The sequence below is a fragment of the Pedobacter sp. genome, from assembly GCF_045628745.1.
In the GTDB taxonomy this organism is placed as follows: Bacteria; Bacteroidota; Bacteroidia; order Sphingobacteriales; family Sphingobacteriaceae; genus Pedobacter.
In genome coordinates this window covers 1-10,747 of the sequence record NZ_JAZQPU010000183.1, presented here as the reverse complement: position 1 = coordinate 10,747, position 10,747 = coordinate 1, and the positions used below count along the sequence as shown (strand labels likewise).

Here is a 10,747-nt window from a genome sequence, read left to right as displayed (position 1 = left end):
CAGTCAACAACAGGATTCTTAAAGTCAACTATAGTCATATAACCCATTTGCAGTATATGCCAAAGGTGAACCTGGTTTTTATGGCTTATGCTTGTGAGAAAGACAACATGACGGCGATTTATAGTGAAGGACCAGTTCCTTTTTTAAAGTATTGCCGAATAGAACAAGACATTCGATTTAAGTTGGGGGGTAAAAAAGGCTTATTAGGCTCTGTTGCTGAAATTCTGGCAAGCAATAGTGATTTAAGTTCGACAAGGCTAACAAAAGATTCGAAGGTTGAACCTGCTGGCTACAAAAAGTACAATATTTACAATAACGGCAATAAATTCTCTCCAGATTTCTGGTTGAAATACAATACAATTTTGCCTACGGAAAAAGAGCTGAAAGCACTGGAGTTTTAAACATGTCTATCAAAGTTCACCCATACGGAAAATATATGCTAATTTAGTCCTTCGTAACCGATATGTACAAGATAGCGTTGTTAATAATTTCTGTATGTTTCCTGCTCAGCTGTAAACAAAAATCGATTGTCCACCCAACGTTTTACTTTTGGAAAACCAATTATCAGGATAAAAAAAGTGAAACTACCTATATAGAACAGTTTAAATCAAAATCGCTTTACGTTCGCATCATGGATGTAGATTTCAATCCAGATCTGCAGCAGGCTGTTCCAATTTCGCCAATCACATTTACTGATCCATTGCCGCATAAGGTCGATATTATACCAGTAGTTTATATCGTTAATCATACCTTCGAAAAACTCGATTCCAGGCAACGGGGTGTTTTAGTAAGTAAAATTCTGAATTTTGTAGATGCAAAGGTGAAACAAGCAGGAAAACACAATTTTAAGGAACTTCAAATAGATTGCGATTGGACTAAGACAACGAGAGACAGTTATTTTGATTTTCTTCAACAATTGAAAAAACATCCGCTGCTGGCAGGCAAAGACCTTTCCGTTACACTAAGGCTCCACCAGGTAAAAAATATTATATCTAGCGGAATTCCGCCAGTAGGAAAGGCGATGTTAATGTGTTATAATATGGGGATTTTGCGTAAATATGGTGAGCAAAACTCCATTCTCGATCAACATGAGATGGATATTTATTTAACAGATTATCTTGAAAATTACCCCTTAAATCTTGATATTGCTTTACCCATTTTCGAGTGGGCCGTTGTATTTAGAAAAAATGCATATGCAGGGATATCGAGGCGCATTACCAAAACTCAATTGCAGGATAGGCAATTATTTAAGCGAAGAGGAAGTTCAATTTTATATGATCTGATAACAGACCTACCTGCGGCTGGATTGAAACAAGGTGATGTAGTACGCTGGGAAGCAGTTTCTGTAGAAGATTTGCTTTTAACAACCCGTTTCTTAACCCGGCATCTAAAACCAGAAGAACGAAATCTCGTTTTCTATCATTTAGATACAGACCTTTTAAAACATTTTTCTAATGAAGACTTTCAAAAAGTTATCGCTGATTTTTAGCGTTGCCTCAATTACATTCTTTGGCGAAATCGCTGTTAACTTGGCCTGCGGCGGAGAAGTCGATCCTTATGATTATTACACCTCCTATTTTCATAATAACCTACCGGGAGATGAATTCACACCTTTTTTCTATAATCAAATGGCCTTTTTAAACAGTGAAGAAGATGTTGAAAGCGAAGCAGATATAAATAGCAGGGAGTGGGGACAATATTTAGGTGTCAAAGCACATGATGTTTATCAAATCATGTACCAGACGGATAGTGCAACAAGTTTTATGCTTGCTCAATTCAAAGGGAAAATCTCTGGATTGCCGGATAGCTTACGCAAAAACAGTTTCCTGAAAGGTTTATCTCAACACCGAAAAGCTATGAAATATTATAGTTTTGCCAAACGTTGTGAGCCTTTTGCAAACGTTGCTTTTGACCCATGGGATCCAGCGCCGCGGGATAGTACAGGCATGGTGGTCTTGGCCAAAGAGGCATTGAAGTCAGCGAAATCAACGCATGATGATTTTTTGAAATTGCGTTATGCTTATCAGGCCGAAAGAATGTTTCACTATGGGGGAATGCACGAGGACAGCAAGAATGTTTATGAGAAATTCATACAGCATAATAAATCAAATAGTGCTGTTAAAGGATGGGCACTTGCACTTTATGCTGGCTCTATTCGTAGATTGGGAAATGCTGAAGCCTCTGCTTTTCTATTTTCAAAAGTTTTTGCCAGCAATCCTGAAAGAAGAGTGCAGGCATATAAAAATTACTATTACAACAGTGCTGCGGTAAATGACATTCTGGAATATGCTAAAACAGATGAAGAAAAAGCAAATATCTGGGCCATTAATGGATTCGGAAACCCTGAATTTAATACGAAAAGTTTATTCAAGGTGTACCAATACGATCCCAAAAGTTTACTGAACGGCGTATTGTTAGTTAGGGAAGTGAACAAGTTAGAGCAAGCCTTGATAGAGGGAAATGATATTGCCAGAACATCCTACCACTATTATTTTGCTGATGGTAATAACACAAATTATAAAGATAGCGTTAAAGCGGTGAACCTAAAGCACCTTAACGAGCTTAGAAACTTCGCCGTGAAATTAGCAAAGGAGCAGAAATATCCTCAGCCTGCATTAGGTACATTAACAGCCGCCTATTTGTCCTGGTTGGGCAATGATGATTTGCTGGCATTGAATTACCTCAAGGCTTTAAAGCCAGATGAACTTCCTGAAAGGCTGCGCGATCAATATAGGATTACCGACTTGTTAATGCAAGCAAAAAACATCAAAGAAGGAAGTTCATTTGATGAGAATAATCTATTACCCACCTTAAAATGGCTTGACAAAAAGCAATCTGCAGAAAATGGAGTAGATGGAGAAAAGCATTTCAGCAAAACCGCTAGAAATTTCTATCAGCAAATTCTTGCACCTGCGTATCTGAAACTCAATGATACCGCCCGTGCTGCCCTTGCAATGGCTAAAGGTGACAATATGGGTTATCAAACGAGATCTTTTTGGCAGCAATATCTAAGCCCAAAAACCATGCAAAAGCTTTTGAAGTATAAATCTAAGGTATCCGGTAATGATTTACTCGGATATTTGGTCACACCCTTAAAGCTCTTTAGTAACGATGATTTTTATGAGCTTTATGGTACAACGTATCTGCGGCAGCATCAGTATGATCAAGCAGTTCACATGTTTGCCAAAGTATCATCCACCTATCAGTATTTAACTCCACAAAATTGGTATGCTGATGATGCAAATGCCAAACTTTACTCCAATCCTTTTATCGAAACTATAAACGATTATCCAAAGAAATATGCGTCTGCGAAAGTAGCTACCACTAAAAAAACTTTTGCTGCTGAAATGCTGCGCTTACAGAAGTTGTCGGTTAGCGATAAAAAGAACGCCGCACTGTACCTTTACCAAATGGCAAATGCGGTCTATCAAACTGGCTATTATGGTAATAGTTGGTATTTGATTAGCTATACCTGGTCGTCATATGACAACACTATGCCGGCAAAGTATACTTATGATATCGATTATAAAGAAGCAGAAACTGCCAAGGCTTGGTACCTGAAAGCACGTGCTTTGAGCACCGACGCAAACTTTAAAGCAAAGTGTACATTCATGCTGGCAAAATGTGAACAAAAGCGAATCATTCTAAATGGGCAATTGAGTGCTTTCAATTTATGGGATGCTGATGATGCGGGCTACAAAAGCTTTATGCGTGCAAACTATAACAACGCTTACTTTAAGGAATTAAGAGTAAAGTACAGCAAAACACCATTTTACCAGATTGCGGCTGGTGAATGTAGTTATTTAAGAGATTTTATGCCATAATCGTGGATGAATCCTAATAGAGGCTTAAATAATGAACTTATCTTCAATAATACTATTTGTTAAAACATCATGTTTTTTCTTTTTATAGTTATCTTAGTATAAAGGCGAATCATGGAAGCAAACAATATTTCTCCTGTTAAACGTAAAAGGCGAATCATGGAGGTGAAAAATGATGATTTTAATAAAATTATTCAACTCATTAGAGCAGGATCAAACTTAGACATCATTACAGAAGTGAAAAAGGGGTTATCCAGGCGTGTATTCGATGGTCTTAAGGATCAAACGAATTTGGACTTTACCAGGTTATCTAAAATAGTAGGAACTACTTCCGCTACGATTCATAAAAAAAAGACCACAGACAAGTTTAATAAATTGATCAGCGAAAAAATAATTGCGGTTGCAGCGCTATATGATTTTGGTTATGAGGTTTTTGAAGATAAAAATGATTTTGATGCCTGGATGGGAACCGAGAATACTGCACTAGCTGAGAAAAAACCAATTGAATTAATTGATACTGTCTTAGGTCTAAATGAAGTTAGAAACGTGATTGGAAGGATCCAATATGGCGTATACGCCTAATTATACACAAACAATGAAAGAAACCCTCGAAAACCTAAAATACCCAATCGGGAAATTTCAAAAACCCGAACCTATCAATCAACTTCAAATAGACAACTGGATTAAAATTATTGAAGAATTTCCACAACAATTAACCAATGAAGTCAAAAACCTTTCAGAAAAAGAACTGAATAAACAATACAGGCCAAATGGCTGGACCATCAAACAAGTGGTAAATCATTGTGCCGACAGTCACATGAATAGCCTCATCAGGTTTAAACTTGCACTCACAGAAGATACCCCCACCATCAAACCCTATCATGAAAACTTGTGGGCAGAATTAGCTGACTCAAAAAACTTCCCGGTAGATAGCGCTTTAATAATGTTGCAAGGTTTACACCAAAGATGGGTATACTTACTGAAAAACCTATCAGCTCTTGACCTTGAAAAACAATTCAAGCATCCTGAATCAAACGAACTCATTTCCTTAAAAACAAATATTGGCATTTATGCCTGGCATTGTCAACATCATCTGGCGCATGTGAAAATTGCAAAAGCTAAATAAGCAAACTACACAGGTTAGTGTTTAGTTGGAACGAATATGCCTCCACATTAATTACTAAATTCGTTTAAAATTTGGGCAATTAATTAACAAGTACCCCCGCTTTTTGATGACCTTTATCGAAATGAAAAACTATTTTGTTTTCTTGCTCTTACTCCTTACATCCGCCAGCTATGGCCAGGTACTGCGCAAGCGGACAACCTTGTTAATGGGTGGTCGTTTTGACATCACCATCGTCGCTAAAGATTCATTGACAGCCGAACAAAATATCGATACCTGTATTAAAGAAATTACCCGTATTGAATACCTGATTTCAGATTGGAAACCTGAAACGCAAGTGTCAGAAATTAACCGTAATGCGGGGATTAAACCTGTAAAAGTTGACCGCGAGGTATTTGAATTAACGCAGCGTGCATTGAAATTATCTCAAGAAACGGATGGCGCTTTTGACATCAGCTTTGCTGCTATGGAAAAAATATGGAAGTTCGACGGCAGCATGACGGCCATGCCATCGCCAGAAGCCATTAAAAAATCTATGGCTAAAGTTGGCTATCACAATATCATTTTGGATAGCCTGAATTCCACTATATTTTTAAAATTGAAAGGGATGAAGATTGGATTTGGCGCTTTAGGCGAAGGTTATGCAGGTGACCGCTGCAGAACACTGATGCAAGCCAAAGGCATCAAAGCAGGTATTATCAATGCAACAGGGGATATGGCCACCTGGGGGGTGCAGCCCAATGGTGAACCATGGAATATTGGCATCACCAATCCTTTTCAACCCGACACCATTTTTGCTGTGGTAAAGCTGCACAACAGTGCAATAGTTACTTCTGGCAGCTACCAGAAACATGTTTTACTGAACGGCAAGCGCTATGCACACATCATCAACCCTAAAACGGGCTATCCTGCTACCGGGCTCATCAGCGTAAGCATTACAGGGCCAAGCGCAGAACTGGCAAATGGCTTTAGCACATCCATGATGGCATTGGGCAAAGGCAAGGCATTGGCTTTTATCAAACATTACCCTGCCTATCAATATATCCTCATCACCGACAAGGGGCGTGTCATTGCTTCAAAGCGCTTAGGTGTAAAAGCCAAAAAGCTTAATAACAATCCATTAAAATCCGACCCTGAGCTTGATACCATGTAAGCTTGTGTTCAAGTTGTGCCTCGCAGATGGAGTCTAGCAGTGCCAATACATCTTTCTGCATGGCTAGTGAGCCGCAAATCATAATACACCCGTTCATTTTTAAGGTTTCTGCAAGGAATACACGATCTGCAGCCAGTAAATCATTCACATATTGTTGATCTCCTTCTCTCGACAAGGCTATTTTCAGCGATTGAAGTTTGCCTGCACCCTGTTGTTCTTTCAGAAAATCGGCATAAGGCGCAAAAGAACTCATCTCCCTGAAACCGCAATAAAGGCTAATAGCACTGCGGTTGCTATTTTGACTGATCATCCCTAAAAATGGCGCTATCCCAGTACCATTTGCAATTAACACTACTGCTGGTGCCTTAGTTGGAAAATGAAAATGTGGGTTGCTCACTAAACGTCCCTTCAAGCTATCGCCAGCTTTCAGGGCATAGAGAAATGACGAGCCCAGGCCAGATTCCAGCAGCTTTACGCTAAGTTGAATTTCTTTGCCCCTCATGCCGATAGAATACAGGCGCTCGCGATGATCATTAGCCGGGTAAATGGCCAGAAGATCTCCTGAGGTTACATTTTCTCTGCCTTTAATGCCTAGGCGCAACAAAAAGGTGTTACCGTTACTCCCCGCTGTATTTGATATAACGGTTAGTTGTTGAAGTTTTTTCGGAACCATCGCTAAATTGGCAGCCAGGGTAACAACCATGCCACTCTGTTGAGACCATGCCTCTGCCCAAAGGTTAAGGTTTTCTGGCGATCTGTCGTTTACCGTATGTATATCAATTAACGAATGCAGTCCATCCGTTTGTTGCAGCATCTGATTGACTTCGTAAGCAAAGCGACAAAAATCTGGATAGGCATGTGAGCCGAAACCCAATACACTCGTTTTTAGGGCTTGCTGCTGTGGATACTTGTGTAATAAGGAAACAAATTTTGTAGCATTGGCAGGTGCATCGCCTAGGCCATAGGTAGCAGTCATCACTATCAAATGCTCAGCTTTTGGGAAAGTGGTGTAGCTATTCAGCTCGCCTATATAAGCTTTATGCCCCTGTTTGAGGAGTTGCTGATAAACTGCCTTCGCATATAAAAAAGTGCTTCCATTTTCTGAACCCACCAGGATAATAATTTGACTATCATCGCTTTTATATTTATTTTTAACCCTGCCCGACCGGCGTTTTAAGGTAATTACTAAGCCCGACCAGATAAAGAAAATGATGTTTGCTGAAGCGATGAGCAACACGAGTGCCCAAACTACATTGGTGCGGCCGGTATGCAGGTTCAAGTTGAGGTTAGTCCAGTAAGTAGACTTGTTGTATTTAATGTCGCTCAACACATCACCAGTAAACTGGTTGACAACTATTTCTTTGTCCTGGAGTTTGAGGGTATAATAATCTTCGGGAAATTCAGAGAAGGGAAACTGGATGGTTTGCACTGCTGAAAGCGGCGTGTTTTTAAAAACGGCAAAGTCTGCAGGCTGCTGCTGTGGATCGGTTTTCATATTGTCGATATCCACCTCATGAACGATCTTTTGCTCTTTAAAGAAGTCAAACCTCGATACGGTAATATAGGCACCCGTTAAGGAAATAATGATAATGGGAAGGAGGGATAAGCGGCCGAGTACTACATGCCAGTATTGGGCGAAATTATCTTTTACAATCCGTGTAAAAAAGCGCTTTACACCACGCTGCCGCTGAATAATTAAGGCTGTGCCAGAAACAGAGATCAGAAACAGGAGGAAGGCAATAATGCCCATAAACACCCGGCCAGCCTCGTGTAAAAATAAGGAGCGGTGAAAAGCGGTTACCCACTGGAAAAATCCGCTTTGCTGGTAGGGGGCACCCAATATGCTGCCCGTTGTAGGGTCTACACAGGCTAGCATTTGCTCACCTGCATCATCAGTGCCTTTTATGGTTACAGAACCGTTGAGGTCTATAGAAATATCGGTAAGGCCGGGGTATTTTTTCTTAAGTATAGTAGTGGCCTGTGCAACACTAACCTGGTCAAAGTTCTTAACCCGGTAATTGTTCTGCTGCTGTATAATGGGTTCTACAGCCAGGATGATCCCGGTGATAGATGCTAGTGCTATAAATAAAAATGAAGATATAGCCAGGGCTAAGTGGCTATATCTCCAGAAAGAAATTGTCATCAGAAACGTTTTTGTTAGTTGGCAGGAACAAAGCGTACAAAACGGATATAGCCGGTACCATCACTTTTCCCAGCAAGGTTTTGTGTGGTCAATGGTATTTCCAGGTCTTTGACGTAATAGTTTTTATCTTCAACAGCGCTTTCAAAACGCAATTTATAACCAGCATTTATTTTGCTGCTTTCTAATTCTAGCACGTTCACACTGCGGTCACCACCTGTTACCGATGCACCGGTGATAGCGCTGATATTTGTTGGCTTTTTGCTGTAAAAAGCATTCCATTCTTTCAATGTTTTATACCATTTTTTATCAGAACCCAATACAGACAAAGTTTTATTGTAATTTCCTTTTGGATCGATCAGTGAAATAACAATGTATGCGCCATCTCCCATATAATTGGTCATTTGGATCATGCATTTATATTTAGAAGTTTGTTGTGCAACAGCGCGGCTAGAGAAAGAAGCAACTAACACAAGGCCCATTAAGACTATTTTATTCAGTTTAGACATGGTAATTATTTAAGGAAATCTACAGATACTTTGTTTTTTGTTAAGGTTTCGTTTGCAGTGGCCAGCTCATAGGCCGTTTCTTCAAAGCTGGTGCCAATATCTTTTTTTGCACCGATACTGATTAGGTATTTAAGGATGACGTCATCTTTAGCAATCATCGCTGCTTTATGCAGCGCTGAAATACCTTCCTGGTTTTTGGCATTAATGTCAATACCCAAGGGCTGTAAATGCTGCAATAAAGCAAGGTCATTTTTAGCTACCGCCAAGTGATAAAGTGTATTTCCATTCTGTTGAGCTGCATTAAGCGCAAGGCCTTGTGCTTTCAACAGGTTAAGCTTAGCAGCTAACTCCTCAAGTTTGTTAGCACCTGCCTGGCGACCAGTAGTGTAACCTTCCATCGCATAAAAAAGGAGGTTGTTGCCTTTAGCATCCAGCACTTTAACATCAGCACCTTTATTGATCAATAAACTGATGACCTCTGGCGAATTGCTTTTCACGGCTATGCTTAAGGCTGTTTGTCCTTGCGGCGTTGCCTGGTTAATATTTTTTATTTTAGGAAGTAATAAAGAAAACACTGCAGGTTCACGATTGGCAGCTGCTGCATTCATCAATGGCGTGAGGCCATCTTCATCTGCATTATTTACATCTACACCTTTATCCACAAAGTATTTAATAACCTCTGCTTGTTCTGGTTTACGCACAAGGTAATGTAAAACATTTTGGCCAGTTTTGCTAGTCGTCAATGGTTTTACACCAATGCTTTCCAGGTACTGGTAAACAGGCAAACCCGCTGTTGGTCCACTAGCTCTTCGTCCACCGCCTTGGGCTGTCATCAGCATGGCCTGCTGACTTACCTGAACGCCTTTTGCCAAAGTGGCTTTCATCAACTCTACATTACCGCTTTTAGCTGCGTAAGCGAAAGCATTGTTTCCTGCAGCATCTACGCTTTTCAGGTCCAGTCCTTTACTGATGAAATAGTTAGTCAGCGTAAAATCCTTGTCACTGCTAATGGCTAACAGCAATGCATTAGCACCATCCTGGTTAAGGCTGCTTTTAAGGTTAACACCATGTGAAATAAAAAGGTCAAAAAGTTTTGTATCTTGTTGTGCACTGCTTGCCGCTACTAAAAGCGGGGTGCTACCGTGACTATCAAAAATATTGGTTTTAGCACCCTTATTTAATAAGTAGGCTATTAGTTCTGCATTGCCGCGCATGGCTGCCCAGTGCAGGTAAGTTCTGCCGTCATGCGTAAGTTTATTAATATCATTGCCCGGCAGATCCAACAAGTATGTAATTGATGTTAAAGGTGCATTGGAGTTGATGGCCAAAACCACTGGGTCCATAGCATTCGCATTGAATTGTGCAGGATCATTTCCTTTGGCAATTTCTGCTTTAACAACCTCTACACTTGGTGTACCTTGCCAAAAAGACTGGTTTAATAGGGTATTTTGCTGTGCTACGGCCGCAAATGAAGCGAGCGTGAACAATACAGTAAAGATTTTTTTCATTGTATCTAATTATATAGCCGCTAAGCTAACGATAATTAGTCTAAATAAGAATGAATTTATGAATGTTTAGCCTTGGTATTGGCCTTAAATTGGTGATACCTTGCTATGAGAGCGCCTCCAATCCACCATGAGTCCAGGGTGAGTCCACCCTTTGTTCGGCATAACGTGGACTGACCGTGGACTCATGGTGGACTCACCGTGGACTCACTCTAACCCGGCACTAGAACAGCACACAATAAATCTTAACGAAAAATGGAGTCACTCATTTTTAAATGAACGACTCCATGTCAGTATTGAAAAGCTTTGATTTAAGGGTTGCAGTGTACGTAGTGCATACCCTTCAGGTAGTTGTGCAGGTTATAAGTAAGTCCACAATAACCAAAAAACAATGATGGAAACAATAATAGCTATCCAATAGGATAGTCTAGAACTTGAAATATCACTTCTGTACTTATATTTTCTTTTAAAATCTCCAGGTCCCATATGTCCTCCT

General features: G+C 40.1%; 9 protein-coding genes. 6 read left to right on the top strand and 3 right to left on the bottom strand.

Annotated features, from left to right (window positions below; translation table 11 throughout):
* The 6 genes from ACR2F7_RS07245 to ACR2F7_RS07220 all read left to right on the top strand — a co-directional run.
* On the top strand, positions 1–401 hold a 401-nt coding region (locus ACR2F7_RS07245; protein WP_432712916.1), incomplete at its 5' end, for a hypothetical protein.
* A 230-nt stretch (positions 402–631) separates the two neighbouring features.
* Positions 632–1,489, top strand: coding sequence for a hypothetical protein (locus tag ACR2F7_RS07240; RefSeq protein ID WP_432712915.1), 858 nt, complete (start codon positions 632–634; stop codon positions 1,487–1,489).
* A complete protein-coding gene (locus tag ACR2F7_RS07235; protein WP_432712914.1) occupies positions 1,455–3,824 on the top strand; it encodes a hypothetical protein in 2,370 nt (789 codons plus the stop codon). Before ACR2F7_RS07240 ends, ACR2F7_RS07235 begins: the two co-directional genes overlap by 35 nt.
* 111 nt (positions 3,825–3,935) lie before the next feature.
* The gene (parS, locus tag ACR2F7_RS07230; RefSeq protein ID WP_432712913.1) at positions 3,936–4,403 is read left to right on the top strand and encodes a type II RES/Xre toxin-antitoxin system antitoxin; all 468 of its coding nucleotides are present in this window, start codon (positions 3,936–3,938) and stop codon (positions 4,401–4,403) included.
* A 13-nt stretch (positions 4,404–4,416) separates the two neighbouring features.
* Positions 4,417–4,947 carry a YfiT family bacillithiol transferase gene (locus tag ACR2F7_RS07225; protein WP_432712912.1) on the top strand — a complete coding sequence of 177 codons (531 nt, stop codon included), beginning with the start codon at positions 4,417–4,419 and terminating at the stop codon, positions 4,945–4,947.
* Between the two features lie 121 nt (positions 4,948–5,068).
* On the top strand, positions 5,069–6,097 hold the full coding sequence (locus tag ACR2F7_RS07220; protein WP_432712911.1) for an FAD:protein FMN transferase: 1,029 nt from the start codon (positions 5,069–5,071) through the stop codon (positions 6,095–6,097).
* On the opposite strand, the gene ACR2F7_RS07215 is transcribed toward ACR2F7_RS07220, so the two are convergent.
* From ACR2F7_RS07215 to ACR2F7_RS07205, 3 genes are read right to left on the bottom strand one after another with little or no spacing between them, the layout of a single operon-like run.
* On the bottom strand, positions 6,051–8,240 hold the full coding sequence (locus tag ACR2F7_RS07215) for a PepSY domain-containing protein (RefSeq protein WP_432712910.1): 2,190 nt from the start codon (positions 8,238–8,240) through the stop codon (positions 6,051–6,053). The two genes, ACR2F7_RS07220 and ACR2F7_RS07215, sit on opposite strands and share 47 nt — an antisense overlap.
* 14 nt (positions 8,241–8,254) lie before the next feature.
* A complete protein-coding gene (locus ACR2F7_RS07210) occupies positions 8,255–8,746 on the bottom strand; it encodes a DUF2271 domain-containing protein (protein ID WP_432712909.1) in 492 nt (163 codons plus the stop codon).
* A gap of 5 nt (positions 8,747–8,751) precedes the next feature.
* Complete coding sequence (locus ACR2F7_RS07205) at positions 8,752–10,254, bottom strand: ankyrin repeat domain-containing protein (RefSeq protein WP_432712908.1); 1,503 nt, start codon at positions 10,252–10,254, stop codon at positions 8,752–8,754.
* Positions 10,255–10,747 lie beyond the last annotated feature (493 nt).